Annotated in this window: 24 protein-coding genes; 12 read left to right on the top strand and 12 right to left on the bottom strand. The window is 71.7% G+C overall.

Going from position 1 to position 26,023, the window contains the following annotated elements:
- Positions 1 to 21: 21 nt before the first annotated feature.
- From C6N40_RS07525 to C6N40_RS07535, 3 genes are all read left to right on the top strand, one after another.
- A complete protein-coding gene (locus C6N40_RS07525) occupies positions 22 to 570 on the top strand; it encodes a DUF805 domain-containing protein (RefSeq protein WP_106990405.1) in 549 nt (182 codons plus the stop codon).
- Positions 571 to 666: 96 nt separating this feature from the next.
- Positions 667 to 2,034, top strand: a complete 1,368-nt coding sequence (locus tag C6N40_RS07530) for a M28 family metallopeptidase (RefSeq protein WP_106990406.1) — start codon at positions 667 to 669, stop codon at positions 2,032 to 2,034.
- Positions 2,024 to 2,299, top strand: coding sequence for a hypothetical protein (locus C6N40_RS07535; RefSeq protein WP_162782136.1), 276 nt, complete (start codon positions 2,024 to 2,026; stop codon positions 2,297 to 2,299). Before C6N40_RS07530 ends, C6N40_RS07535 begins: the two co-directional genes overlap by 11 nt.
- 10 nt (positions 2,300 to 2,309) lie before the next feature.
- On the opposite strand, the gene C6N40_RS07540 is transcribed toward C6N40_RS07535, so the two are convergent.
- The 3 genes from C6N40_RS07540 to C6N40_RS07550 form a co-directional block, all read right to left on the bottom strand.
- Positions 2,310 to 3,026, bottom strand: a complete 717-nt coding sequence (locus C6N40_RS07540) for an endonuclease/exonuclease/phosphatase family protein (RefSeq protein WP_162782151.1) — start codon at positions 3,024 to 3,026, stop codon at positions 2,310 to 2,312.
- Positions 3,027 to 3,153: 127 nt separating this feature from the next.
- On the bottom strand, positions 3,154 to 4,029 hold the full coding sequence (locus C6N40_RS07545) for a thiol:disulfide interchange protein DsbA/DsbL (RefSeq protein ID WP_240183477.1): 876 nt from the start codon (positions 4,027 to 4,029) through the stop codon (positions 3,154 to 3,156).
- Positions 4,026 to 4,793: a c-type cytochrome gene (locus C6N40_RS07550; protein WP_106990409.1), complete on the bottom strand. Its 768-nt coding sequence runs from the start codon at positions 4,791 to 4,793 to the stop codon at positions 4,026 to 4,028. The genes C6N40_RS07545 and C6N40_RS07550 overlap by 4 nt, the downstream gene beginning before the upstream one ends.
- Before the next feature lie 182 nt (positions 4,794 to 4,975).
- On the opposite strand from C6N40_RS07550, the gene yihA reads away from it, so the two are divergent.
- Complete coding sequence (yihA, locus tag C6N40_RS07555; protein WP_106990410.1) at positions 4,976 to 5,563, top strand: ribosome biogenesis GTP-binding protein YihA/YsxC; 588 nt, start codon at positions 4,976 to 4,978, stop codon at positions 5,561 to 5,563.
- A 29-nt stretch (positions 5,564 to 5,592) separates the two neighbouring features.
- Here yihA and C6N40_RS07560 read toward each other — a convergent pair whose 3' ends face one another.
- Together C6N40_RS07560 and C6N40_RS07565 are read right to left on the bottom strand one after the other, a co-directional pair.
- A complete protein-coding gene (locus C6N40_RS07560; protein ID WP_106990411.1) occupies positions 5,593 to 6,510 on the bottom strand; it encodes an ABC transporter permease subunit in 918 nt (305 codons plus the stop codon).
- Positions 6,507 to 8,090, bottom strand: a complete 1,584-nt coding sequence (locus C6N40_RS07565; RefSeq protein ID WP_106990412.1) for a peptide ABC transporter substrate-binding protein — start codon at positions 8,088 to 8,090, stop codon at positions 6,507 to 6,509. The genes C6N40_RS07560 and C6N40_RS07565 overlap by 4 nt, the downstream gene beginning before the upstream one ends.
- Positions 8,091 to 8,144: 54 nt before the next feature.
- Here C6N40_RS07565 and C6N40_RS07570 point away from each other — a divergent pair, with 54 nt between their 5' ends.
- From C6N40_RS07570 to ppc, 3 genes are all read left to right on the top strand, one after another.
- Entirely contained in the window at positions 8,145 to 9,509 is a 1,365-nt protein-coding gene (locus C6N40_RS07570; protein ID WP_106990413.1) for a glutamate--cysteine ligase, read from the top strand.
- Positions 9,509 to 10,231, top strand: a complete 723-nt coding sequence (locus tag C6N40_RS07575) for a UPF0149 family protein (protein WP_106990414.1) — start codon at positions 9,509 to 9,511, stop codon at positions 10,229 to 10,231. Before C6N40_RS07570 ends, C6N40_RS07575 begins: the two co-directional genes overlap by 1 nt.
- Positions 10,232 to 10,300: 69 nt before the next feature.
- Complete coding sequence (gene ppc / locus C6N40_RS07580; protein ID WP_106990415.1) at positions 10,301 to 13,030, top strand: phosphoenolpyruvate carboxylase; 2,730 nt, start codon at positions 10,301 to 10,303, stop codon at positions 13,028 to 13,030.
- 49 nt (positions 13,031 to 13,079) lie between these two features.
- On the opposite strand, the gene C6N40_RS07585 is transcribed toward ppc, so the two are convergent.
- Positions 13,080 to 13,424, bottom strand: a complete 345-nt coding sequence (locus tag C6N40_RS07585; RefSeq protein WP_106990416.1) for a hypothetical protein — start codon at positions 13,422 to 13,424, stop codon at positions 13,080 to 13,082.
- A 158-nt stretch (positions 13,425 to 13,582) separates the two neighbouring features.
- On the opposite strand from C6N40_RS07585, the gene C6N40_RS07590 reads away from it, so the two are divergent.
- Both C6N40_RS07590 and C6N40_RS07595 read left to right on the top strand, forming a co-directional pair.
- On the top strand, positions 13,583 to 14,122 hold the full coding sequence (locus tag C6N40_RS07590; RefSeq protein WP_106990417.1) for a hypothetical protein: 540 nt from the start codon (positions 13,583 to 13,585) through the stop codon (positions 14,120 to 14,122).
- 70 nt (positions 14,123 to 14,192) lie between these two features.
- Entirely contained in the window at positions 14,193 to 14,732 is a 540-nt protein-coding gene (locus tag C6N40_RS07595; RefSeq protein WP_106990418.1) for a hypothetical protein, read from the top strand.
- 18 nt (positions 14,733 to 14,750) lie between these two features.
- On the opposite strand, the gene C6N40_RS07600 is transcribed toward C6N40_RS07595, so the two are convergent.
- On the bottom strand, positions 14,751 to 17,984 hold the full coding sequence (locus tag C6N40_RS07600) for an amidohydrolase family protein (RefSeq protein ID WP_106990419.1): 3,234 nt from the start codon (positions 17,982 to 17,984) through the stop codon (positions 14,751 to 14,753).
- Between the two features lie 166 nt (positions 17,985 to 18,150).
- Between C6N40_RS07600 and C6N40_RS07605 the strand changes: the two genes are divergently transcribed.
- On the top strand, positions 18,151 to 19,077 hold the full coding sequence (locus tag C6N40_RS07605; protein WP_106990420.1) for a GGDEF domain-containing protein: 927 nt from the start codon (positions 18,151 to 18,153) through the stop codon (positions 19,075 to 19,077).
- An 89-nt stretch (positions 19,078 to 19,166) separates the two neighbouring features.
- Here C6N40_RS07605 and C6N40_RS07610 read toward each other — a convergent pair whose 3' ends face one another.
- Positions 19,167 to 20,435: an amidohydrolase family protein gene (locus C6N40_RS07610; protein WP_240183478.1), complete on the bottom strand. Its 1,269-nt coding sequence runs from the start codon at positions 20,433 to 20,435 to the stop codon at positions 19,167 to 19,169.
- Complete coding sequence (locus tag C6N40_RS07615) at positions 20,432 to 21,823, bottom strand: amidohydrolase (RefSeq protein ID WP_106990421.1); 1,392 nt, start codon at positions 21,821 to 21,823, stop codon at positions 20,432 to 20,434. Before C6N40_RS07615 ends, C6N40_RS07610 begins: the two co-directional genes overlap by 4 nt.
- Positions 21,824 to 21,962: 139 nt before the next feature.
- Here C6N40_RS07615 and C6N40_RS07620 point away from each other — a divergent pair, with 139 nt between their 5' ends.
- A complete protein-coding gene (locus C6N40_RS07620; protein ID WP_106990422.1) occupies positions 21,963 to 22,736 on the top strand; it encodes an AMP nucleosidase in 774 nt (257 codons plus the stop codon).
- A 63-nt stretch (positions 22,737 to 22,799) separates the two neighbouring features.
- On the opposite strand, the gene C6N40_RS07625 is transcribed toward C6N40_RS07620, so the two are convergent.
- The gene (locus tag C6N40_RS07625) at positions 22,800 to 23,723 is read right to left on the bottom strand and encodes a cation diffusion facilitator family transporter (protein ID WP_106990423.1); all 924 of its coding nucleotides are present in this window, start codon (positions 23,721 to 23,723) and stop codon (positions 22,800 to 22,802) included.
- Positions 23,724 to 23,830: 107 nt separating this feature from the next.
- Between C6N40_RS07625 and C6N40_RS07630 the strand changes: the two genes are divergently transcribed.
- Entirely contained in the window at positions 23,831 to 24,460 is a 630-nt protein-coding gene (locus C6N40_RS07630; protein ID WP_106990424.1) for a class I SAM-dependent methyltransferase, read from the top strand.
- Between the two features lie 56 nt (positions 24,461 to 24,516).
- Here the strand turns inward: C6N40_RS07630 and C6N40_RS07635 are convergent, their stop codons facing one another.
- Entirely contained in the window at positions 24,517 to 24,852 is a 336-nt protein-coding gene (locus tag C6N40_RS07635; protein ID WP_106990425.1) for a hypothetical protein, read from the bottom strand.
- Positions 24,853 to 24,986: 134 nt separating this feature from the next.
- Positions 24,987 to 25,916 (bottom strand): Grx4 family monothiol glutaredoxin, encoded by a 930-nt coding sequence (grxD, locus tag C6N40_RS07640; RefSeq protein WP_106990426.1) that lies wholly within the window; start codon positions 25,914 to 25,916, stop codon positions 24,987 to 24,989.
- Between the last annotated feature and the right edge of the window lie 107 nt (positions 25,917 to 26,023).

The raw sequence follows: 26,023 nt of genomic DNA on the forward strand, positions 1-26,023 counted from the left end.
CACCGTCCCGGATGCCCCGCCATGCACATCGACAGCACCCGCCTCCGCCAGCTCCGCACGGCCCGCCAGTGGTCGCAGGAGCAGCTGGCCGAGCTCAGCGGCCTCAACCTGCGCACCATCCAGCGCCTCGAGGGCGGGGCCAGGGTCTCCACCGAATCCCTCCGTGCCCTGGCGGCCGTCTTCGAAGTGCCCGCCGAGAGCCTGCTGGTGCAGGCCCCCGGGCCCGGGCAGCCCGCTCTTGCGGCGATGCGCGATGGCGTACTGCGTGGGCTGGACTTCCACGGCACCACGCCGCGCGCCGACTTCTGGTGGTTCGTCCTGGCCGTGGCGATGGTGCTGGCCCTGGCCGAGTTGCTGGCCGAAGCCAGCGACAGCGCGCTGCTGGTGCGGCTCGCCTCGCTGGTGGTCCTCCTGCCCTGGATCGCTGCCTGCACGCGCCGGCTGCGCGACGCCGGCCTGAGCCCCTGGTGGCAGCTGATCAGCCTGGCCCCGGTGGCCGGCATCGTGGTGCTGCTCTATCTGCTCACCTTCCCGGGAAAGCGCGAGACGCCTGCCGACCAGGCCTCCTGACGGGCCTGTCCCCACATCGGTTCGTTGCCGCGGCGAGGGTTGACGCGGGCGGGGATGGATCCCAGGCTTCCCGGTCTGAACCGCCCGGAGCCCGCGATGCGCCTCGCCCTGCTCAGCCTCGCCTGCCTGTCCGCCCTGCCGGCCCTCGCCGCAGCGGCCCCGCCGCCGGGTGAAACGCCCGTGCTGCACGAGATCGGCACCGCGCCCTCGGCGGCGCGCATCGAGGCCGACATCCGCAAGCTGGTGTCCTTCGGCACCCGCCACACGCTGTCGAGCCAGACCGACCCGGTGCGCGGCGTCGGTGCCGCCACCCGCTGGATTCACGACGAGTTCGAGCGCATCTCGCGCGACTGCGGCGGCTGCCTCGAGGTGCGCTACGTGAAGGGCACCGTGCAGGGCGAGCCGCGCATCCCCGACCCGGTGGAGGTGGTAAGCGTGATCGCCATCCAGCGCGGCACGGCCGACCCGAACCGCTACGTCATCATGAGCGGCGACATCGACTCGCGCGCCAGCGACGTCATGGACGCCAGCTCCGACGCGCCCGGTGCCAACGACAACGCCTCGGGCGTGGCCGGTACGCTGGAGGCCGCGCGCGTGCTGAGCAAGTACACGTTCCCGGGATCGATCGTCTACGCCGCGCTCTCGGGCGAGGAGCAGGGCCTGTTCGGCGGCAAGTTCCTGGCCGAGGAGGCCCAGCGCGAGGGCTGGCGCATCACCGGCGTGCTCAACAACGACATGATCGGCAACAGTGCCGGCATCAACGGCGTCGTCGAGAACAACACCGCGCGCGTGTTCGCCGAGGGCACCCGCGCCAACGAAACCGCCGAGGAGGCGCGCCTGCGCCGCTTCACCGGCGGCGAGGTGGACTCGCCCACGCGCAACCTGGCGCGCTACGTCGACCGCATGGCCGCCTACGTGCCCAACCTCGACGTGATGATGATCTACCGGCTCGACCGCTTCGCCCGCGGCGGCCATCACCGGCCCTTCAACGACCTGGGCTACCCGGCGGTGCGCGTGATGGAAACCAACGAGCACTACGACCGCCAGCACCAGGACCTGCGCACCGAAGACGGCCGGATCTACGGCGACACCCTCGAGGGCGTCGACTTCGACTACGCCGCCAAGCTCACCGCGCTCAACGCCGTCAGCCTGGCGGCCCTGGCCTGGGCCCCGCCGCCGCCGGCCAACGTCAGCATCGAAGGCGCCGTGAGCGCCGACACCACGCTCAAGTGGACCCGCGCCCCTGCCGCGCAGGCGCCCCACCTCGCCGGTTACAGGGTGCACTGGCGCCTGACCACCGAGCCGCGCTGGACCCACAGCCGCTGGGTCGGCGACGTGGAGAGCTTCACGCTCGAGAACGTGGTGATCGACAACTACTTCTTCGGCGTTTCGGCCGTGGCGAAGGACGGCACCGAAAGCCCGGTCGTCTTCCCGGGCCCCGCCGGCAGTTTCGGTGGCTACTGAGCCGGGGCGCGCGTCGCCCGTCGCGCGGCTGGTTGACGCCATCGACCTGCACGTGATCGGCATCGCCGCCGCGCCGCTGGTGCTGGCCGCCATCCTGCCGTTGGCCTGGGTGCCCTGGCTGGTGGCCGCCGTGCCCCTGGGCCGCGTCTACACCCGCGCCATGGACCTGCGGGCCAGCGGCAGGCCCATCGCCCTGCACCTGCTGGCCAACGGCCTCGTGCTCACCCTGGCCACCGCGCTCGGCTTCCTGCTCTCGCCCGCCTGACCCCGCCCGGTTACTTCGGCAGCAGCTCCACGCCAACGGCCATGTGGTCGGAGCCGGCGGCCGGCACGGCTTTGTAGTCGAGCACCTCGAAGCCGCCGGTGAGCACGTGGTCGAGGCAGCGCTGCGGGGCCCAGCTGGGGAAAGTGCACACGCGCTCGGGCGGCGGCTCGAGCGCCGTTTCGCGGTAGAGCGGGCGCATCTCGGGGGCGTCGAAGTCGCAGTTGAAGTCGCCCATCAGCACCAGGCGCGGCGCGTCCGAGAGCAACTCGGCCAGGAAGCCGATCTGCAGCTGGCGCGACTTGGCGCCCAGCGAAAGGTGGGTGATGGCCAGCGTCCAGCGGTCCTTGCCCTCGCCGAAGTTGGCAAGCAGCACGCCGCGGCCGGCAATGCGGCCGGGCAGGGCGTAGTCGAGCATCTCGTCGGGCTGGATGCGGCTGAGCAGCGCGTTGCCGCTGCCGGCGATGCGCGAGATGCGCCGGTTCGGCTGGTGGCTCCAGAACGGGAAGCGGGCGCGCTCGGCCAGGTAGTCGGCCTGGTTGGTGAAGCCCGAGCGCAGGCTGCCCGGGTCGGACTCCTGCAGGCCCACCAGGTCGTAGTTGGCGGCCAGCTCGGCCAGGCTGTCGAGGTTGATGCGCTTGCCGTTGGGCAGCACGTGCGACCAGCTGCGGGTGACGTAATCGCGATAGGCGCGCGTGCTCGAGCCCGCCTGGATGTTGGCGCTGAGCAGGCGCAGCCGGTCGGGGGTCGGTTTGGCCATACCTCCATGGTGCGGCCGCACCGCGGCGTGGGCAAGGCCGGAAAACGAAACGGGCCGCTCGCGCGGCCCGTTCGTTCATGCAGCAGCCGGGGCCCGCTCAGGGCATCGGCTTGCCGGCGCGCTCGTGCGCCACGATCCAGTCGACCGTGTCGAGCAGGCCTTCCATGCCGCGGTCGCCGGTGACGTTCACCTTGTACTTGCCGGCCACGATGATCGTCGGCGTCGAGTCCACGCCGGCGCGCAGGGCGAACTGGCGGGCGCGGTTGATCTTGGTGGTGACCGCGAAGCTCTGCATGGTCGACAGGAACGCGCTGCGGTCGGCGCCATGGGTGGCGTACCAACCGGCGATTTCCTCCGCCGAGCCGGTCTGGAACTTGCGCTCGATCAGCACGGCCTTGAACAGGTCGTCGTGGGTCTTGTCGAGCAGGCCCACGGCCTCGGCGGCGTAGAAGCCGCGGGCGAAGTCGTCGCTGACGCCACCGAACACGCCCGGCACGTAGACCACGCGCACGTCGGAGGGCAGGCCGGCCTTCCAGGTGTTGAGCATCGGCTGCAGGTTGGCGCAGTGGATGCACATGTACGAGAAGACCTCGGCCACTTCGATGCCACCCTGGCCCATCGTGGGCTGGGGCTCGGGCAGGTGCTCGTAGTCGACGCCGCGGCGCGGGGCCTTGGCCGGGTCCATCGGCGGCAGTTCGGCCACCGGGGCCGGGGCCGGGGCTTCGGCGGTCGCGGCGGCGGGAGCTTCGGCCGGGGCCGCAGCCTCGGGCTCGCTGGCTTCAGCCTCGGCCGGCGCCGCGTCTTCCGCGGCTTCGGTGGTTTCGTCGGCCGGGGTGGCCGGCTCGGCGGCGGGCGCCTCGGCAGCCGGCGCTTCGACCGCGGGGGCCTCGACGGCCGGGGCCGGCTCGGCGGCCTTCTCGCCGCAGGCGGCGAGGGCGAGGACCATCAGCAGGGGCAGCAGGCGCTTGATCACGGGGCGGCCACCTCGTCGGCGACGTCGTGCAGGCCTTCGATGTAGGTGGCCAGGGCCTGGATCTCTTCATCGGTCAGGCTGGCGGCCACGCCCGACATGATGGCATTGGCATTGCTGCCCTTGCCCCAGACGGCGCCGTCGCGGAAGGCGGTGAGCGCGTTGGCGGTGTAGCCGGCGTGCTGGCCGCGCAGCGACGGCCAGGCCGAGCCCGGGTTGCCGGCGCCCGACGGGCCGTGGCAGGCCGCGCAGGCCGGCACCGAACCGTCTGCCTTGCCGAAGCGGTACAGGCGCTCGCCGACTTCGTAGAACTTGCGGCCGGCGTTCGGGCCCTCGGCGATGACGCTGTCGTCGGCCACGCCCGGCACCACCTTCTGGCTGGCGAAGTAGGCGCCGACGTCGCGCATGTCCTGCGCGCTCAGGGTGGCGGAGAAGCCGAGCATGATGGCGTTCTGCCGCTCCATCGACTTGTACAGCGCCAGCTGGCGGGCGATGTAGTTCTCGTGCTGGCCGGCCAGCTTCGGGTACTGCGGATCGGCCGAGTTGCCGTCCATGCCGTGGCAGGCCGCGCAGACGGCGGCCTTGCCGGCACCGGCCTGGGCGTCGCCGCGGTGGGCGGTGGCGTTGTCGGCCTCGAGGGTCTCGACGGGGGCCGGGGCCGCCTCGGGGGCAGCCGACACGGTGGCCGGCTCGGTGGCGGGCTCCTGGGCCACGGCCACGGCCGCGGCCAGGACGGCGGCGACACCAAGGATGCGCGTGAACTTCATGGGCTGCTCCGGAACGCTTGATTCGGTGGGAATGGGGCCTTGCGCGCCGGGCGCGCAGGAAGGCGCGGATTATCCCAGCCGCCGGCGCAGGCGGTCAATTCAGCCTACGGGACGGCGCCCGGGCTGGCCAGCCGGGGCCGTACGGGCCATGCTGGGCGCCTTCCAAAGCCCCGGCCGTCCCGATGTCCAACCCCCTGGCCCGCGCCAAGTACATCAATTCCGTGCATTCCCTGCGCCAGCTGCCGCCCGACGACGGCCGCGAGGTGGTGTTCGCCGGCCGCTCGAACGCCGGAAAATCGAGCGCGCTCAATGCCCTGACCAACCAGAAGGGCCTGGCGCGGGTGTCCAAGACCCCGGGCCGCACGCAGGCGCTGAACTACTTCGAGGTCGACCCGGGCCGTTACCTGGTGGACCTGCCGGGCTACGGCTACGCCAAGGTGCCCGAGGCCATGCGCGAGGCCTGGAAGGGCACGATCAACCGCTATTTCAACGAGCGCGCCTCGCTGGCCGGGCTGGTGGTGGTGATGGACATCCGCCACCCGCTGCGCGAGTACGACCTGCAGATGCTCGACTACGCCTTCGCCCGCGCCCTGCCGGCGCACTGCCTGCTGGCCAAGGCCGACAAGCTCGGCCGCGGCGAGCAGGCCCGGATCCTGGCCGCCGTCCGCAAGGACCTCGGCGACCGCGCCACCGCCCAGGTCTTCTCGGCCGACGCCAAGCTCGGCCTCGACGAGGCCCGCGCCGTCATCGCCGGCTGGCTGGAGGTTTAGGTTTTTGCCACGGTTCCGTGGCCAAAAACCTAAGCATCCCGGAGCCGCGGATCGAGCCACGCGCGCAGGGCATCGACCAGCGCGTTGATCAGCACGATGGCCGCGCCGATGGCCAGCACGACGCCCAGCACCAGGGTGTAGTCGCGGTTGAGCGCGCCCTGGACGAAGTAGCGACCCACGCCCGGGATGCCGAACACCTGCTCGACCACCGCCGAGCCGCTGACCACGTTGATCAGCGCCGGGCTCAGCCAGGCCACCACCGGCAGCAGTCCCGGGCGCAGCGCGTGCACCAGCAGCAGGCGCGCGCCTGACAGGCCGCGGCCGCGGGCGGCGCGCAGGTAGTCGGCGCCCAGCACTTCGAGCAGCGAAGCGCGGGTAAGCCGCGCGCAGTAGGCGAGGTTGGGCAGCGCCAGCGCGACCACAGGCAGCACCATGCTGCGCCAGGTTCCGTCCCAGCCGCCGGCCGGCAGCCACTGCAGCGTGACCGCGAACAGCAGCACCAGCAGCGGCGCCACGACGAACTTGGGCACGCTCAGGCCCAGGCCGGCGCCGAACATCAGCAGCCGGTCGGTCCAGCGCCCGGCGCGCAGCGCCGCCCACACGCCCAGCGGCACGCCCACGGCCAGCGCCAGCAGCAGCGCGAGCCCGCCGTTGAGCAGCGAAATCGGCAGGCTCGCCGCCAGCAGTTCGTTGACCGTGTAGTCCGGGTACTGGAACGAGGGCCCGAGGTCGCCGCGCGCCACGTCGGCCAGCCAGTGGCCGTACTGCGCGAACAGCGGCTGGTCGAGCCGGTACTGCGCCGCCAGCGCCGCCTCGACTTCCGGTGGCGCGGACTTCTCGGCGTCGAAGGGCCCGCCCGGCGCCGCGCGCAGCAGCACGAAGCACAGCGTGGCCAGCAGCCACAGCGTCAGCAGGGCTTCCAGGGCGCGGCTTGCGAAGCGTTTCATGGCGCCTCCGCGAAGCGCAGGAAGCGGCTGGGGTGGCGGTCGAGCGGGTTGGCCTCGAAGCCCAGCACGTCGCGGTGCACCAGGTGCCGCGAGGTGTAGAAATACAGCGGCACCACCGCATGCGCCGCCTGCAGCCGCGCCTCGGCCTGCTGCAGCAGCACCTGCCGGCGCTCGAGTGTCGGCGCGGCGTCGGCGGCGTCGAGCAGGGCGTCGTATTCCGGGTCGTCCAGTCCGCTCCAGTTCGAGGGGCTGTCGCCGCGGAAGGTCTGCAGGAAGTTGCGGGCATCGTCGATGTCGGCGATCCAGCCGCCGCGGAAGACCTCGGTGATCGCGCGTTGCCGGCGCGTGCCCACGAACACCTTCCATTCCTCGTTGCGCAGCGTGGTGCGCACGCCCAGCGTCTCGCGCCACATCGCCGCCACCGCCAGCGCCATGCGCCGGTGCGGCGTGGAGGTGTTGTAGCGCAGCTCGATCTGCAGCGGCTTTTCGGCCGAATAGCCGGCCTGCGCGTACAGCGCGCGCGCCCGCGCCTCACGCTGCGCCTGCGTCATCGCGGCGGCGGCCGGCAGCGGCGGCGCGTAGCCGGCGGTGCCGGGCGGCACCACGCCCCAGGCCGGCGTCTCGCCCAGGCCGGTGACGTGGCGGGTGAGGATGTCGCGGTCCACTGCGAGCACCAGCGCCTCGCGCAGCGCCGGCGAATCCTTGAACGGCGGGCGGGTGAGGTTGAAGCCCAGCCAGAAGCTGCCGAGGTAAGGGCTGATGCGCAGCTGGTCGCCGAAGCGCCCGCGAAGGTGCGCCAGCGGCTGCGGCGGCAGGGTTTCGGTGATATGCAGGTCGCCGGCCTCGAAGCGGCGCAGTTCGGCCGCGGCGTCTTCGGTGACATGGAAGCGCACCCGCGCGATCGGCGCCGTTTCGCGGAAGTGCGGGTTGCGCTCCACCACCAGGTGCGCCTGCGGCAGCCATCCGGCCAGCCGGTAGGCGCCGTTGGACACCAGGTTGCCGGGGCGGGTGAAGCGCGCGCCGTGTTCGGCCAGCCCCGGCAGGTGCACGGGGTAGGCGATGGGCAGGGTCAGCAGGCGCGGCAGGTCGGCGCTGCGCCCGAGGCGGAACACCAGGGTGCGCTCGTCCGGCGCCGCCACGCCCAGCGCCTCGGGCGGACGCTCGCCGCGCTGCACGGCGGTGGCGTTTTCGATCGCGTCCAGGTGCGAGGCGAACGGCGCCGCCGTGGCCGGTTCAAAGGCGCGGCGCAGGCTGGCCAGTACCTGCGGCGCGTCCAGCGGCTCGCCATTCGACCAGCGCAGGCCCTCGCGCAGGTGGAAAGTCCAGGTGCGGCCGTCGCCCGAAACCTCCCAGCGTTCGGCCAGGCCGGGCACCAGCCGGCCGCCGCCGTCCTCGGCCACCAGGCCTTCGTACAGGTCGCGCAGCACGTTGGCGCAGGCCACTTCCGGGCAGCGGTGCGGGTCGAGGGTGGAGGGCTCGGGGCCGTTGCCGCGCTCCAGGGTCCGGGCCGCCGCCGTGGCGGGACAGAGAATCCCGGCCAGCAGGACGCCAAGCGCGACGGCGCGGGTTAGGATTCGCATCCTGCGATTGTAGGCCAGCGGCCGCCACTCGCCCCCACCTGCAAGGCAGTCGACGTGTCCGGACCCAGCAACGCCAAGGATGAACCCCTGACCGACCACCGGGTGCTGGTCGACTACCTGGCCTCGGGCGGCAAGCCGCCGGCCGACTGGCGCATCGGCACCGAGCACGAGAAGTTCGGCTTCCGGCTCGACGACCTGCGCCCGCCCACCTGGGACGGCGACCGCGGCATCGAGGCGCTGCTGCGCGGGCTCACCCGCTTCGGCTGGGAGCCCTTCGAAGAACACGGCAAGCTGATCGCGCTGTCCAAGGCCGGCGCCTCGGTGACGCTCGAGCCGGCCGGCCAGCTCGAGCTCAGCGGCGCGATGCTCGAGAACATCCACCAGACCTGCTGCGAGACCAGCGCGCACCTGCGCGAGGTCAAGACGGTGGGCGACGAGCTGGGCCTGGGCTTCCTGGGCATGGGCTTCCAGCCCAAGTGGCGACGCGAAGACATGCCGTGGATGCCCAAGGGCCGCTACAAGATCATGCGCGAGTACATGCCCAAGCGCGGCAACCTGGGCCTGGACATGATGACCCGCACCTGCACCGTGCAGGTGAACCTCGATTTCCGCGATGAAGCGGACATGGTGAAGAAGTTCCGCGTCTCGCTGGCGCTGCAGCCGATCGCCACGGCGCTGTTCGCCGACTCGCCCTTCACCGAGGGCCAGCCCAACGGCTACCTGAGCTACCGCTCGCACATCTGGACCGACACCGACCCCGACCGCACCGGCATGCTCGACTTCGTGTTCGAGGACGGCTTCGGCTTCGAGCGCTACGTCGACTACCTGCTCGACGTGCCGATGTACTTCAGCTACCGCGACGCCGAGTACATCGACCTCAGCGGCCGCAGCTTCCGCAAGTTCCTGCGCGGCGAGCTCGACGAGCTGCCCGGCCAGCTGCCGACCATGCGCGACTGGGCCGACCACATGACCACCGCCTTCCCGGAAGTGCGGCTGAAGAAATACTTGGAGATGCGCGGCGCCGACGGCGGCCCCTGGAACCGCCTGTGCGCGCTGCCGGCGTTCTGGACCGGCCTGCTCTACGACGACGCGGCGCTCGATGCCGCCTGGGACCTGGTGAAGGACTTCACCCTCGAAGAGCGCCATGCGCTGCGCGACGGCGTGCCCAGGCACGCGCTCAAGCTGCCCTTCCGCGGCCGCAGCGTGCGCGAGCTGGCGCTCGAGGCGCTGAAGATCTCGGGCCAGGGCCTGGCGCGGCGCAACCGGCTCAACGCGTCCGGCGCCAACGAGGCCGTGTTCCTCGAACCGCTGCTCGAGTTCGCCATGGCCAATGAAACCCCGGCCGAGCGCAAGCTCGCGCTTTTCCACGGCGCCTGGGGCGGCAGCGTCGACCCCGTGTTCCGCGAGTTCGCGTACTGATGGCCGCCGTGAAAGCCGACTGGTTCCGCGCCGACGACCCGCGCATCGACCAGCTTGACCGCCTGCTCGAGCAGCGCGCTGTGCCCTTCGGGGGTTACGGGCTGGAGCAGCTCGATGGCTTCCTGACCGCGCTGGCGGTGTCGCCGGGGGCCGACTTCGCGGTTTCCGACTGGATCGGCAAGACCTGGGGCAAGGCGCCGCCGCGCTGGGAAAGCGCGGCCGACGAGGCCGAAGCCACGGCGCTGTTGTCGCTGGCCTGGGAAACCGCGCGCCGCCGCGTGCGCACCCCGGGCGAGGAGCTCACCGTCGAAGGCGCGCTGTTCTGGTGGCTGCCCGAGGATCCCGAGGCCGAACACGGCGACGACGTGGACATCGGCGCGGCCTGGGCCGGCGGTTTCCTCGACGGCATGGACCTGCGCTCGGACGCCTGGGACGCCTGGATCGAAAGCGACGACTGGATCGGCGAGGTCGAGGCCTACATCGAAGCACTGGCCATCGGCAGCCATCCGCCGGAAACCGAGGGCGGCGCGCCGGTGCCGCTGACCTACCGCGAGCGGCTGGAGATCTTCGCCAGCCTGCCGGACATGTTGCACGACCTGCACTGCCACCGCATCGAGTCGCTCACGCCGCGCGAGCCGGTGCGCCGCGCCGCCGCCCCCGAGCGCAACGACCCCTGCCCCTGCGGCAGCGGCAAGAAGTACAAGAAGTGCTGCGGCGCCTGACCGGCAGGGGTCGGAGGTAATTTCCCTTTCGGGAAATTACCTCCGACCCCGATCCGGTAGGCTTGGGGCATGAGCGAGCCCAACGAACCCCTGCGCGAAGCCGACCTGCCGCCCACCGACCTGCTGCTGCGCGACGACGTGCGGCGGCTGGGCACGCTGGTGGGCGAGATCCTGGCCGAGCAGGTGTCGCCGGCCTTCCTGGCCGAGGTCGAGGCGCTGCGCGTGGCCTCGATCCGTCGCCGCGAGGCCGGCGCGCCGATCCACGACGTGGCCGACCGCCTGCGCGGCCTGCCGCTCGACCGCGCCGAGCTGCTGGTGCGCGCCTTCCTCAGCTATTTCCAGGCCGTGAACCTGGCCGAACGCGTGCACCGCATCCGGCGCCGGCGCGACTACCAGCGCCTGGACGAGGGCCCGCAGCCCGGCGGCCTCGAGGACAGCCTGCGCAGATTGCGCGACGAGGGCGTGCCCCTGGCCGACGTGCTCGCGCTGCTGCCCCGGCTGCGCATCGAGCCGGTGTTCACCGCGCACCCCACGGAGGCGGTTCGGCGCGCGCTGCTGGACAAGGAAAGCGAAGTCGTTCGCTGCCTGGTCGAGGACATCGACCGCGGCCTGACCCCGCAGGAGCGCCGCGCCGACCTCGAACGCATGCGCCTGGCGCTCACCGCCGCCTGGCAGACCGACGAGACCCCGCCGGAAAAGCCCACTGTCGCCGACGAGTTCGAGCACGTGGCCTGGTACCTCTCGGACGTGCTCTACCGCGTGCTGCCGGTTTTCCATGAAGTGTTCCTGGATGCGCTGGCGGCGGCCTACGGCGAGGCGCCGGCCGAACTGCCGCCGGTGCTGGGCTTCGGTTCCTGGGTCGGCGGCGACATGGACGGCAACCCGAACGTCGGCGCCCGCACCATCGCCGCCACGCTCTCGGGCCAGCGCGCGATCGTGCTGGGCCGCTACCGCCGCGAGCTGGAAAAGCTGGCCGACCTGCTCAGCCAGACCGAAGGCCGGGTCGGCGTGTCCGACGCGCTGCTCAGGCGCACCGCGGCCTATGCCGCGGGCTTCCCCGGCGCCGCCGACGCCATCAAGGCGCGCCACGCCGACATGCCCTACCGGCGTTTCCTGTCGCTGGTGGCCGCGCGCATCGACGCCACCGCCGACGACGGCGAACAGGCCTACGCCGGCCCCGACGAACTGCTGGCCGACCTGCGCCTGGTCGAGGCCAGCCTGCAGGCGCACCGCGGCGAACACGCCGGCGGTTTCGCCGTGCGCCGCCTGATGCGCCGCGTGCAGGCCTTTGGTTTCCACCTGGCCACGCTCGACCTGCGCCAGGAAAGCACGCAGCACGACGCGGCGCTGGCGGCGCTGCTCGCCGATGACGAATTCGGCGCGCGCGACTGGCCCGAACGCGCCCAGCGCCTGCGCGACCTGATCGCCGGCACCGACCCGGTGGGCGAACCAGACGCCGGCGAGGCGCGTACCGTGCTCGACGTCTTCCGCACGGTCGCCGGCGCGCTGCCGCGCTACGGCGCGCGCGCCATCGGCCCCTACATCATCTCCATGAGCCGCAGCGCCGCCGACGCGCTGGCGGTGCTGGCCCTGGCGCGGCTGGGCGGCTGCACCGACGGCAACGGCGCCGTTCCGCTGGACGTGGCGCCGCTGTTCGAAACCGTGGACGACCTCGACAACGCCGCCGACACCCTGCGCTCGCTGTTCGCCGACCCGGTCTACCGCGAGCACCTGCGCGAGCGCGGCGACCGCCAGGTGGTGATGCTCGGCTATTCCGACAGCGCCAAGGACGGTGGCCTGGTGGCCTCGCGCTGGGCGCTGCAGCAGACGCAGGTCGCGCTGACGGCGCTCGCCGCCGAGGCCGGCGTGCGCATCGCCTTCTTCCACGGCCGCGGCGGCTCGCTCTCGCGCGGCGGCGGCAAGACCGGGCGCGCGGTCGTCGCCGCACCGCGCGGTTCGGTGGACGGCTACCTGCGCCTGACCGAGCAGGGCGAGGTGATCCACCGCAAGTACGGCATCCGCGCCCTGGCGCTGCGCAACCTCGAGCAGGCCAGCGGCGCCGTGCTGCGCGCCACGCTGCGGCCGCGCTCGCCGGAGCCCCGCGAGGCGCAATGGCGGCGCATGGCCGCACAAGCCGCCGCCGCGGCGCGCGCGCACTACCGGGGCCTGGTCTACGACGACCCTGGTTTCGTGCCGTATTTCCGCGACGCCACGCCGATCGACGTGATCGAGCGCCTGCGCATCGGCTCGCGCCCGAGCAAGCGCGGCAACGCCGGCGGCGTGTCCTCGCTGCGGGCGATTCCCTGGGTGTTCGCCTGGTCGCAGAACCGCTGCGGCCTGACCGCCTGGCTGGGCGTGGGCACCGGCCTGGCGCAGGCGATCGCCAGCCACGGCCACGAAGCCGTGGCCGAAATGGCGCGCGACTGGCCGTTCTTCGCCACGCTGGTGGACGACGTGGAGATGGTGCTGGCCAAGTCCGACCTCGACATCTTCGAGCACTACTCGCGCCTGGCGGGCGATCAGGCGCACGTGCGCTACTTCCCGCGCATCGCCGAAGAGTTCGCCCGCACGCGCGACACCATCCTCGCGCTCAAGGCCAGCCCGCGCCTGCTCGACGGCGACTACCGCCTGCGCGAGTCGATCCGGCTGCGCAACCCGTACGTGGACCCGATCAGCCTGCTGCAGGTGGACCTGCTCGCGCGCTGGCGCGCCGCCGGCCGGCCCGAGGACGACCCGCTGTTCCACGCACTGGTGACGACCGTCAACGGCATCGCCGCCGGCGTCCAGAACACCGGCTGATGGGGTCGGAGGTAATTTCGCTTCGCGAAATTACCTCCGACCCCTGCCGTCAGGCCGGCCGCACGTCCGCCAGCTCCCAGTTCGAGCCGGCCAGCAGGCGCAGCCGGTGCCTGAACACCGCGCCGGGCAGGGACGTGGTCGCCTCGAGCGCGATGTGCAGGTCTTCCTGGCGTCCGGTCACGACGGCATCGGGGTCGACCTCGCCCATGCCCTCGTCGATGTCCTCGGGATCGTCCTGCATCGCCCGCCAGCGCTCGAACAGCCCGCGTCCGCGCAGCGCCGCCTGCAGCTCCTCGGCAAAGCCTTCGGCGCCGTCCGAGCGGAATGCCAGCGCAGGCTCCGTCCCGCGCGCCTTCTCCGGCACAGGCAGGCGCAGCAAATACCTCACGGCCATCTCGCACCCTCCGGGAAAAAGTCGAGGTCAGGGAACATTAGCGCTTCAATCGCCGGTTTGCCCGTCCCGCCCCGCCGGCCCGGTGCCACGGGGCCGCCCGGGAAACGCCACAATCGGGTACCAGCATCCCGTTCCACATCAACAGCAAGGGGAATTACATGGCGAAGCTCCTGGCAGGCGGCTACCTGCGGGATCGATGGCTGCGCTGGCTCGTCTGGGGCGGCGCCGCGGCCTTGCTGCTCGCGCCGCTGGTGGCGATGCAGTTCACCGACGAGGTGCAGTGGACGGGGCTGGATTTCGCCGTGTTCGGCGCGATGCTGCTGGTCGCCTGCGGGCTCTTCGAGCTGGCCGTCCGGCTGGCCCGCGACAAGGCTTTCCTGGTGGCCTCCGGCCTGGCCGTGGGCGCGGGTTTCCTGACGGTCTGGGCCAACCTGGCGGTCGGCATCGTCGGCAGCGAGGACAACCCGGTGAACCAGGGGTTCTTCGCGGTCCCGGCGCTGGCGCTCGTCGCCGCCGCGGCGGTGCGTTTCCGGGCGCCCGGCCTGGCCTGGGCGATGCGCCTGGTGGCGGCCGCGCAGCTGGCGCTGGCGATCTGGCTGGCGGCGGCTGGCCACGGCCAGGTCTGGGTCTTCACCGGCGTGATGTGCGCGGCCTGGCTGGTGTCCGCCGGGCTCTTCGCCCGGGCCCGCCCGCGCTGATGCCATTCACCTGGCGGGGCGGTGGCTGGGATTGCGTTGAGCAGGGCAGGATCCGACCCTGGAGTGCGCGATGACCCGATCGACCCTTGCCCTGGCCTGCGTGGCCGCCCTCGTCGCCGGCTGCGGCGGCCCAGCGGAGCCCGCGCAGCCGGAGGCCAGCAGCCGCGGCGCCGCCATGTTCGAGGCCGCCCGCGGGCGTTCCGATGCCGCGCCGTCCGGCCAGCCCGGTCTCAGGGCGCTGTCCACGCCGCTGCCCGGCGGCGTCGTGCCGGCCTTCGACTACAACGCGCTGGTGGACATGAGCACCCAGGCCCACGTCACCATCCGCCAGGTGCACCTCGACCTGCCCACGCTGTCGGCCCGGGAGGGCATGGCGGCCCTGGCCGGGCAGTTCGAGGGCGCGGGCCTGGTCGCGAGTGAGGTGCGCGAAGAGAACGGCACCCTGGTGCAGAGCGTCTGGACGCCATCGTCCGACGGCTCACGCGGCATGGCCGTCGTCGACGGTGGCGGCACCTATGTCGTGATCATGGGCAGCGATTTCGAGCCGGGCCACGGCCGTCGCGACGACGGCTTCGTGGCCGCGCTGCGCCTGCAGATCAACTCGAAGTAGCCGGGCCGGCCCGCCCGCTCAGTGGCGGTGCGGGTCGGACTTCGGGCAGTGGCAGGGCGCCGTCGGGCCGTACTCGACGCCGGTGGGCACCGCGGCGCCTTCGCGCTGCCAGAAGAAGGTCGGCGCCGGGCGCTGCAGCCCGCCGATCTCGGACATGTCCTCGGCCTTGAACAGGCGGCCGTTGACCATCACCAGCGCCGTGTCGTCCGACGCACGGATGTCCTCGAGCGGGTTGCCGTCCACCACCACGAGGTCGGCGCGCTTGCCGGCCTCGAGTGATCCGATCTCCTTCGCCAGGCCGATGTAGTTGGCGCCGTCGATGGTGGCCGCGCGCAGCGCCTCGAAGGGCGTGAAGCCGCCCTGCACCAGCGACCAGATCTCCCAGTGCGCCGCCTGGCCCTGCATCTGGCCGTGGCCGCCGACGAGGATCGGCACGCCGGCGTCGCGCAGCACCTTGGCCGCCTTCGCCACTTCCACGTGGTAGTAGTCCCACTCCGGCCCGGTCTCGCGGCGGATGGTGCGGTCGTCGAGCGAGCCCTTGGGGAAGAAGCGGTTCAGGCGCGCGTTCTCCCACAGGTTGTCCTTGGCATACCAGTAGTACTCGGCGTTGAGGCCGCCGTAGTTCACCACCAGGGTCGGCGTGTTCGACACGCCGGTCTGGCGCCACAGCTCCACCACGTCGCGGTACAGCGGCGCCACCGGGATGTTGTGCTCTACGCCGGTCACGCCGTCCACGACCATGGTCATGTTGTGCTGGAAGGTGCTGCCGCCTTCCTCCACCACCAGCATGCCCAGCTCGTTCGCGGCCTGGTTGATCTGCTGGCGCTGGTCGCGGCGCGGCTGGTTGTAGCTCTTCACCGAGAACGCGCCGTTGGCCTTCATGCGGCGCAGGTGCGCGCGGGCGTCGTCGAGCGAGTTCACCACCGCCTTGAAGTCGCCGTCGGCGCCGTAAAGGATGGTGCCGGTGGAGAACACGCGCGGGCCGACCATCTTGCCGGCCTTGACCAGCTCGGACTGCGAGAACACGAACTCGGTGGTCGCCGACGGGTCGTGCATGGTGGTGATGCCGAAGGCCAGGTTGGCGGCGTAGGCCCAGTTGTTCTGCGGCACCACGCCCTGGCCGAAGTGCGCCGCGTGCGCGTGCACGTCCACGATGCCCGGGAACACGGTCTTGCCGGCCACGTCCACCTCGCGCGCGCCGGCCGGGATGGCCACGTCGCCGCGCTTGCCCACGGCCACGATGCGCTCGCCGCGCACCACCACCACGCCGTCCTCGATCACTTCCTGCGCGCCTTCGGCATTGCGCATCGTCACCACGCGGCCGCCCACCAGGGCGAAGGTGTCGGCCGGGCGGTCGGTGGCCACGCGCAGGCCCACCGGCACGCCGGCGTCGGCCTTGGCCGCACCCAGCGCGCGGCTGTGGTAGCGGTCGCCCACCATCCAGTGCAGCGACTTCGAATCGGCGGCCCAGTGCAGGTAGCTGCCCATGTCGGTGCCCAGCGCGGTCACCGGGATGGCCCTGGTGTCCTTGTTGAGCTCGATGCTGCCGCCCGTGGCCGGCAGCGGCGCCACGTAGCCGTTGAACAGCTCGGTGAAGGCCACCGACTTGCCGTCGGGGCTGATCGCCACGTTGTCGACGTACTTGAGGCTGAAGACCTCGCGCGGCTGCTCGCCGTTGAGGCCCACGCTCATCAGCTTCTTGTCGAGGCCACCACCGGTGAGGAAGTACACGCGCCTGCCGTCGGCCGAGAAGTGCGGGTCGGCGCCGTTCTTCGACACCTGCACCGCCGCGCCGCCCGCGGCCGGCATCACGAACACGCCGCGCACGCCGCTCCACAGGCTGCCGGTGAGGCCGCCGCCACCCGAGCGCGAATAGACGATGCGCGCGCCGTCGTGGGAATAGCGCGGGCCGTAGTAGAAGCCGGGCTCGGTGGTGAGCTTGCGCGACTGGCCGCTGGCCAGGTCGAGCTCGTGGATGGCGCCCATGTCGGCGTCGGACCAGGTGGTGTAGAGCAGCTTGCGGCCGTCGGCGCTGAAGCTGGGCTGGTACTCGAAGCGCGAATCGTCGCGGGTCAGCCGGCGCGGCTCGCCGTTCGGCAGGGCCTTGGTCCACAGCTGGCCCACGGCGTGGAAGACCAGGGTCTTGCCGTCCGGGCTGGTGGCGACGTCGCGGATCATCTTCGGCGCGAAGTCGGCGCCTTCGAGCTGCTGCGCATGGCGCAGGGCCGGCATCACGCTCTGCTCGACCTCGGCGGTGAAGGGGATGTTGGCCGGCGCGCCGCTGGCGGCGTCCACGCGCCAGAGCTTGCCCTGCGCCCACACCACCAGCGCCTTGCCGTCCGGCGTCCAGTCGAAGTTCGGGTAGGGGCCGAAGATCGCCCAGGCTTCCTGCTGGTCGTGCGAGAGGCCGTCCCAGAGCGGGCGCACCTGGCCCGAGGCGAGGTCGAGCACGTGCAGCACCGACTTGTCGCGCACGCGCTTGACGAAGGCCAGCGACCTGCCGTCCGGCGAGGGCTGCGGGCGCACGGCGCCGCCCGGGCCGGCGGCCACGGTTTCGATTTCGCCGGTTTCGCGGTCCAGGCGCCTGATCGCGTAGATGACGCCGTGCACGTTGCGGTTGTACTGGAAGTTGCCGCCCGGGCTGACGTCCTCGGAGTAGTAGATGTAGCGGCCGTCGGGCGAGAACGCCGGCTCGCCCAGGTCCTGCTGGTCGTTCTTGCGCTTGGTCAGCTGCAGGCCGGCGCCGCCGTCGCGGTGGTAGAGCCACAGCTCGCCCGCGCCCAGCGAACGCTGCGAGGTGAAGTGCTTGCGGCCGACGATGAACTGGCCGTCCGGCGCCCAGGCCGGGTTGTTGAGCAGGCGGAAGTCTTCCTTGGTCACCTGCGTCGCGCCGCTGCCGTCGGCTTTCATGCGCCAGAGGTTGTTGCCGCCGCCGCGGTCGGAGGTGAAGGCGATTTCCTTGCCGTCGGGCGAGAAGCGCGGCTGGATGTCCCAGGACGGGCCGCGGGTCAGGCGACGGGCCTGGCCACCCTCGGCGGGCAGGGCGTAGATGTCGCCGAGCATCGAGAACACGATCGTGCGGCCGTCGGGGCTGACGTCGAGGTCGAGCCAGGTGCCCTCGTCGGTGCTGAAGCGCACCATCTTGCCCTTGGCGTGCGCGGCGTTGACGTCCCACTTGGGTTCGGCCGCCTGCGCGGTGGCGCCGAGAGCGAGGCTGAGGGCAAGGGCGAGGCTGATCGGGCGAGGCGACATCGGCGGCTCCGGAAGCGGGCGGTAAACGACCGATGCTAGGCCAAGCGGCCAGCCGGCAGATAGGCCGGAGGTCATGGGTGGCCGAAAGCGTGAGCGGGTTGGCGACTTGGCCATGTCGAGGACTTTTCTGCTTGTGCCGGCCGCCCGCCTGCCCGAAAGTTGGGCCATGGATACGCGAAAACGCCGCAGTCCGGCGCGGTTCCCGGCCCTTTTCCTGCTGGGGCCTGGCCTGTGCGCGCCCGCCCTGGCGGCCGGGCCGGCGCCGGCGGTGCAGTCCGGCGCCTGGGTGCTGGTGGGCGTCGCGCTGGGCCTCTCGGTCGCGCTGGCCGTCTGCTGGTCGGTCATGCGCGAGCGCCTGGCGCCGCGCGAGGGCTGGGGCTACGTGGCTGCGGCGGCGCTGGCGGTGGCGCTGCTGGCCGTTTTCATCGGCGGCCGCTGGCCCTGGCTGGTGGCGCTGCTGGCGCTGGCCGTCGCGGCCTGGGGCGTGGCGCTGGTGCGCAAGCTGTCGGGGCGCATGCGCGGCCTGCTGCACGAGCGCGACCACGCGCGCGCCGAAGCCTCGCGGGTCAAGGCCGACTCCGAGCGCGACCCGCTCACCGGCGTGCTCAACCGCGGCGCCTGGCGCGCCCGGCTCGAGCGCATCGGCGAAGACATGCGCCAGGACCGGCGGCCGATGTCGGTGCTGTTCTTCGACATCGACCTGTTCAAGCTCATCAACGACAGCCTGGGCCACCAGGTCGGCGACGACTGCCTCAAGGCCGTGGCCGACACGGTGGCGGCCGAACTGCGCGGCGGCGACATCCTCGGCCGGCTGGGCGGCGAGGAGTTCGCGGTGGCGCTGCCGGGCGCCAGGCGCATCCACGCGCTCGCGGTCGGCGAGCGCATCCGCCAGGCCGTGCAGAAGCACTGCCAGGTCGTCGGGGAGGAGGTGGTGGAGCTGACCGTCAGCGTCGGCGCCGCCGAATACCTGGGCGAGGGCGAAAGCTACGACGCGCTGATGGACCGCGCGGATCGCGCGATGTACACGGCCAAGGGCTCGGGCCGCAACATGGTGGTCGCCGACGCCGTGGTGCCCGCTCCGAACGGCCCGTAGGAGCGCCTTCAGGCGCGAATCCCTTCTTTGCCGAATAAGGCAAAGCCAAAAGATTCGCGCCTGAAGGCGCTCCTACGGGGTGGGGCTGCTTAGCGGGTGTAGGCCCGCGGCAGGTCGCCCTTCGGGGCGAGGTAGCGGTCGCGCAGTTCGGTCTGGCGCGAGCGCATCGACGCCGGCACGCCGCCGAACCAGACCTGCTCGGCCACGGTGGTCACTTCCAGCGGATCGCCGCTCCAGAGCACCAGGTCGGCGGCCAGGCCCACGGCGATGCGGCCGCGCTGGCCGCCCAGGCCGAAGGTGTCGGCCGGCACCGAGGTCAGTGCGGCCAGGCCGGCCTCCCAGGGCAGGCCGTGGGCGACGGCGTTGCCGGCCAGCTGGCGCACCTTGCGGGCGTTGTGGGTGGCGTCGCCGCGCTGGGTGAAGCCCACGCGCACGCCGGCGCGATGCAGGCGCGCGGCGTTCTCCAGGCTCGAGGACAGCGAATCGAAGTTGTCGGGCAGGTTGGCCAGCGAATCGAGCAGCACCACCGCGTTGGCGGCCTTGAGCTCGTCGGCGACGCGCCAGGCTTCGTTGCCGCCGGCGATCACCGGGCGCATGCCCTGCTGCTTGGCGAAGGCCAGCACGCGGCGGATGTCGGCGGCGCGGTCGACGTGGAACACCACGCGGCCGCCGGCGAGGTAGCGCGCCAGCGCGGCGCGGCCGGCGCGGGTGAGCAGGCCTTCGCCGCCACCGCCGCGGGCTTCGGCCACGGCCTGCTCGAGCAGCATCCACTGGCCGGCGCGGCTGCCGCCGGACAGGCCCGAGGCATCGCTGCCCAGGTCGATGAACAGGCTGCGCGTGCCCGGAATCGCCGCGTCGTAGCGGCCATCGAGCAGCACCGCGCTGCCCTGGCCGGCGACGAAGCTGCCGCCCGGCAGCGCCGCCGGCGAGAGCACGGTGAAGGTGATGCCCTCGACGCGATTGACGCCGATGGCGGCCGAGTGCGGGTTGAAGGCCACGTCCACGTCGAACTCGGGGCGCCAGGACGAACCTTCGTGGGCCGGGGTCATGGCGCCCAGGGCCAGCCCGGAGTCCACCGTGGCCCGCTCGCCGGACACTTCCTCGATGCCCAGGCCGGTCAGGCCGCCGAACAGGCCCGGGGTCAGCGGACGGCCCTTGGCCTCGATCACGGGCACGCCGGCCGGCGCGGCCAGGTCGGGGCCGATGGCGCGCACCACGCCGCCCTGCACCAGCACGTCATGGTCCCTGAGCGTGCCGGCGCTGCCGGCGGTGTGCACGGTGGCGTCGCGGACCAGCAGGTCCTGGGCGGCGGCGGGCAGCGCGGCGGCCAGCAGGGCGGAAATCAACAGGCGCTTCACGGCGACACCTCCTGGCCAAGCATGAAGTCGGACACCGGCTGGCGTGCCGGGTCGTTGCGGTCGTAGAGCAGGGCGCCGTCGACGTAGACCTTCTCGGCCTTGGCGTAGACGCTGAACGGGTTGCCGTTCCACAGCACCACGTCGGCCAGCTTGCCTTCCTCGAGCGTGCCGACCTGGTCGGCGATGCCGATGGCCCGCGCGGCGTTGGAGGTCAGCCAGCGGATGGCGTGCTCGGGCGGCAGCGAAATGCCGGCGCGCTCGCCGCGCACCATCACCTTGGCGGCCTCCTGGTTGAGTCGCTGGATGCCCTCGCCCGAGTCGGAGTGCACGATGGCGCAGCCGTTCTTCGCGCGGTCGACCAGGGCGATGTTCTCCTGGATGCCGTCGTAGGCCTCCATCTTGAAGCCCCACCAGTCGGCCCAGAGCGCGCCGCAGATGCCTTCGGCGGCCAGCTCGTCGGCGAGCTTGTAGGCCTCCACGCCGTGGTGGATGGCGGCGATCCGGAAGTCGAACTCGCGCGCCAGGTCCATCATCAGCGCGATCTCGTCGGCGCGGTAGCAGTGGATCTGCACGGTGATCTCGCCGCGCAGCACGTCGGCCAGGGTTTCCATGCGCAGGTCGCGCGCCGGGGGCTGGCCGTTGCCGCCGGAGGACTTGCCGCGGCGCTTGCCGTCGTCGCGGTTGGCCGCTTCGTACTTGTCCCAGGCCTCGCGGTACTTCTGCGCCTCGATGAAGGCGGCGCGATAGCCGGCGATGTTGCCCATGCGGGTCATCGGCGCCTGGCCGCGGCTGCCGTAGACGCGCTTGGGGTTCTCGCCGCAGGCCATCTTCACGCCGTGCGGCGCGCCGGGGAACTTCATTTCCTGCATGGTGGTGGCGGGCACGTTGCGCAGCACCACGCCGCGGCCGCCGATGAGGTTGGCCGAGCCGGGCAGGATCATCAGCGAGGTGACGCCGCCGGCCAGGGCCGCGCCGAAGCCCGGGTCCTGCGGCCAGACGCCGTGTTCGGCCCAGACCTGCGCGGTCACCGGGCTGGTCATTTCGTTGCCGTCGCTGTGCGCGGTGGCGCCCGGGCTGGGATAGACGCCCAGGTGCGAATGCACGTCGATGATGCCGGGCGTCACCCACTTGCCGCGGCCATCGACCACGGTGGCGCCGGCGGGGTCGAGGTCGGTGCCGACCGCGGCCACCTTGCCATCGCGCATCAGCACGTCGGCATTCTCGAGTCGCTTGCCGTCGCCGGTGAGCACGGTGGCGTCGGTGATCAGCACCGGGCCGGAGGCGACCGGCGCGTAGGTGCTGGCGAAGGGTGCTTCGGCCGCGGGCGCGAGCGCCGGCAGGGCGAGCAGGGTGGTGGCCAGCAGGCTGGCCCTGAGTATGTGGTGCATCGGATTCTCCCCCGGTGGTGAGGCCACCCTAGCCATGGCGGCCGGGGTTTGCCAAGTGCAGGACGCCGGCGTTCAGCGCGCGCGTGGCACAATGGCCCGGCAATACGGATAAAAAGAACAAGACAAGGATAAAGAACAGATGAAAGACAAGAACGAGATCGTCAGCAACTGGCTTCCGCGCTACACCGGCGTGCCCCTGGAGGCCTTCGGCGAGCACATCCTGCTGACCAACTTCGGCGGCTACCTCAACACCTTCTCGCGCCTCACCGGCGCCGAGGTGGTGGGCCTGGACCGCCCCATGCCCAGCGCCACCGCAGACGGCATCACCCTGGTCAACTTCGGCATGGGCAGCGCCAACGCCGCCACCGTGATGGACCTGCTCAGCGCCATCGGCCCCAAGGCCTGCCTGTTCCTGGGCAAGTGCGGAGGGCTCAAGCGCAAGAACGAGCTGGGCGACCTGATCCTGCCCATCGCCGCCATCCGCGGCGAGGGCACGTCGAACGACTACCTGCCGCCGGAAGTGCCGGCGCTGCCGGCCTTCGCGCTGCAGCGCGCGGTGTCGACCATGATCCGCGACCTTGGCCACGACTACTGGACCGGCACGGTGTTCACCACCAACCGCCGCGTCTGGGAACACGACGACGAGTTCAAGGCCTACCTGCGCAAGCTGCGCTGCATGGCCATCGACATGGAGACGGCGACGATCTTCGCCGCCGGCTTCGCCAACTCGATCCCCTCGGGCGCGCTGCTGCTGGTCTCCGACCAGCCGATGGTGCCCGAGGGCGTGAAGACCGAGGCCTCGGACCGCAAGGTCACCGAACACTTCGTCGAGCGCCACATCCAGATCGGCATCGAGGCCCTGCGCCTGATCCGCCGCCACGGCAAGTCCGTCAAGCACCTGCGCTTCGACTGAAGCCGGGAAAGGGGACGGGTGCATTTTTCCTTTTGGAAAAATGCACCCGTCCCCTAATCGTGCCTAATCGTGGCAGTGGCCGCAGTCGGCCGCCGGCTTCGCGGAAAGTGAACCTGACCCCGTTTCTTTTTCCAGCTGCAGGGTGGAGTGGGTGATGTGGAAGCGCTCGCGCACCAGCGCGGTCAGGCGCCGGCGCAGGGCATCGGCGTCGACGCCGTCATCCACGTCCACGTGCGCGGTGAGCATCGGCTGCTGGCTGCTCAGCGACCACAGGTGCAGGTCGTGGATCGAAGCCACGCCGGGTTCGGCCAGCATCGCCGCGCGCACGTCGTCCACGGCGATGCCGCGCGGCGCGCCCTCGAGCAGCAGGTGCACGGCTTCCGACACCAGGTGCCAGGCGCGCGGCAGCACCCACAGGCCGATCGCCACCGCCAGCGCCGGGTCGACCCAGGCCCAGCCGGTGAAGTGGATGGTGGCCGCGCCGGCGATCACGGCCACCGAGCCGAGCATGTCGGCCCAGACCTCGAGGTAGGCGCCCTTCATGTTGAGGTTCTCGCCGGAGCCGGCGTGCAGCAGGCGCATGGCCACCAGGTTCACGGCCAGCCCCAGCACGGCGACCACCAGCATCGTCGTGCTGGCGATCTCGTGCGGCGAGAAGAAGCGCCCGGCCGCCTCGTAGAGGATCCAGCCCGCCACCGCGAACAGCAGGCAGCCATTGACCAGCGCGCCGAGGGCTTCGGCGCGGGCATAACCATAGGTGCGGCGGCCATCGGCCGGCAGGCGCGACAGGCGCACCGCGGCCAGGGCCACCCCGAGGGCGAAGGCGTCGGACGCCATGTGCGCGGCGTCCGAAAGCAGGGCCAGGCTGTTGCTCAGCCAGGCACCGACGACCTCGGCCACCAGGAAGGTGAGCGTGAGCGCAAGCGCCCAGCGCAGCGGGCGCTCGTGGTGGCTCGTGTCGAAGTGGTGGTCGTGGCCGTGGCCCATTGGCGGCTCGTGCAGTGCATCTCGCGACGAGCCTATCGGCCCGGCGCGGCGATACACAATTCCAGCGCCCGGACGCCGCGGCGCCGCCACGGGCGTACCATCGGGCCATGGCCGGAGCCGACCCGACGACACGCGAACACTGGCAGGACGTTTACCGCCGCAAGCCTGCGGACGGCGTCAGCTGGTATGCCCCGCACCTGGACACCTCGCTCGCCCTGCTCGCGCGCGCCGGCCTGGGCCCGGCCTCGCGCGTGATCGACGTCGGCGGCGGCGCCTCGACCCTGGTCGACGACCTGCTCGCCCGGGGCGTCGCCTCGGTGACCGTGCTCGACCTGTCGGACGCCGCGCTCGCGGTGGCCCGCCAGCGCCTGGGCGAAGTCGCCGCGCGCGTGCACTGGCTGGCGGACGACGTACGCAGCGCACCGCTGGGCGAGGGCGCCTTCGACCTGTGGCACGACCGCGCGGTGCTGCATTTCCTCACCGACCCGGCCGACGCCGACGTGTACGTTCGCCAGGCGCGCCGCGCGCTGGCCCCCGGCGGCCGTCTGGTGATCGGGGGTTTTGCGCCCGACGGCCCGGAGCGCTGCAGCGGACTGGAAGTTGCCCGGCGCTCGTCGGAAGACATCGCAGCGCTGTTTGGCGACGGCTTCGAACTGCTCGACAGCCGGCGCGAAATACACCACACGCCCGGCGGTAGCGACCAAGCCTTCGCCTGGACGGTGTTGGCGCGACAATAAGAAAGGGGGTCAGGTTCACTTCCGGCCCCGCCGGAAGTGAACCTGACCCCCTTCTTTCACCAGTTGAAGGTGAAGCCGACCACGTCCGGCTGCGGTTTGGCGCTGGAGAAGCGCACGGTGCACTCCACCACCTGCTTCACCTCAGAGGTCAGCCCGGGCTCGATGGTGATGGGCGCGGTGAGGAAGTTCTCGCCGTTGGGCGCGTCGCGCATGCTGGCCGCGAGCGCCTGCAGGTCCATTTCGTAGAGTTTGCCTTCGAGCCGGGATTCGGTCGCTGCCTTGCAGGCCTGGGCCGCAAGGTCGCCGCGGCTTTCGCCGCCAGTCCCGGCCTCATCCCCGCCACAAGCCGCGAGGACCAGGGCCGCCGGGGCCACTACCAGCCAATTGCGCATGTCTGCCTCCTGGGTGCTACCACGCCCTTGCCTTGGGGGGATGACCCGGTTGGGCGGGTTTGGTCGCCGGCCCAACTTAGCGCAATTACTCTAGAGCCGCCATCAGGCGCTGTCCGGGGTTAGTGACGGGGTTCTCAGTACCGCGGCACCTTCGGGTCGATCTGCACCGACCAGGCGTCGATGCCGCCCTCGACGTTGTACAGGTCGTGGAAGCCGAGCTGCCGGAAGTACTCGGCGGCCTGCCGGCTGGAGTTGCCGTGGTGGCAGAGGAAGGCCAGCGGGACGTCCTTGGGCAGGGACTCGAGCCGCTCGCGGCTGTCCTCGTCGAGCACCTCGTGCGGGTGCGGGAAGGGGGCGATGGCGCGGGCGTGGGCCGGGCGCACGTCGATCACGTCGATGGTGCCGGCGATGAGGTGGTCGTGCAGCTGCTGCACGGTCATCGACTTCACCGCCGGCGGCGCGTTCGGGTTGTGGATGGCCAGGCCGGCGCCGCGGGCGTCCTCGACCCAGTCGATGCGCAGGCCGCGGGCGCGCGGCACGCTGGCCAGGTCCAGGTGCAGGCGCAGGCCGGCGGATTCGGCCACCACCTCGTGCCCGGAGGCCGGCTTGAGCTCGAAGCGGGCGTTGAAGCGCGGGTCCACCGACAGGTGCAGCACCACGCCGTCGTCGGCGTTTTCCAGCGCGCGGCCGATGGCCTCGGCGGCGGCGGGCGTGACCTCGATCGCCGGCGGCGTGCGGTCGGGCTCGGGCAGGCCGAGCACCTGGTGCAGTTCGCCGCTGTTGAGCATCTGCTCGATGATGTCGCTGCCGCCGAGCAACTCGCCGCCGACGTACAGCTGCGGAATGGTCGGCCACTGGCCGTAGACCTTGATGCCCTCGCGGATCTCCGGGTCGGCCAGCACGTCGACGTGGCCGAAGGCCGGCACGAGGCCCTTGAGGATGCCGGCGGCCTTGGCCGAGAAGCCGCACTGCGGCGCATCCGGGTTGCCCTTCATGAACAGCACGACATGGTGGGCGCCGAGGATCTGCTCGATGCGCGCGCGGGTATCAGGCGAAAGGGACATGGCTGGCTCCGTTGGAATGCCGCCATTCTACCCCCACCCCCGCCACCCTCCCTGACCCACGTCAGGCCCGGGGAGGCCCGGGGACAGGTGCATTTTAAGAAAGGGGC

The organism is Arenimonas caeni (assembly GCF_003024235.1).
In the GTDB taxonomy this organism is placed as follows: domain Bacteria; phylum Pseudomonadota; class Gammaproteobacteria; order Xanthomonadales; family Xanthomonadaceae; genus Arenimonas; species Arenimonas caeni.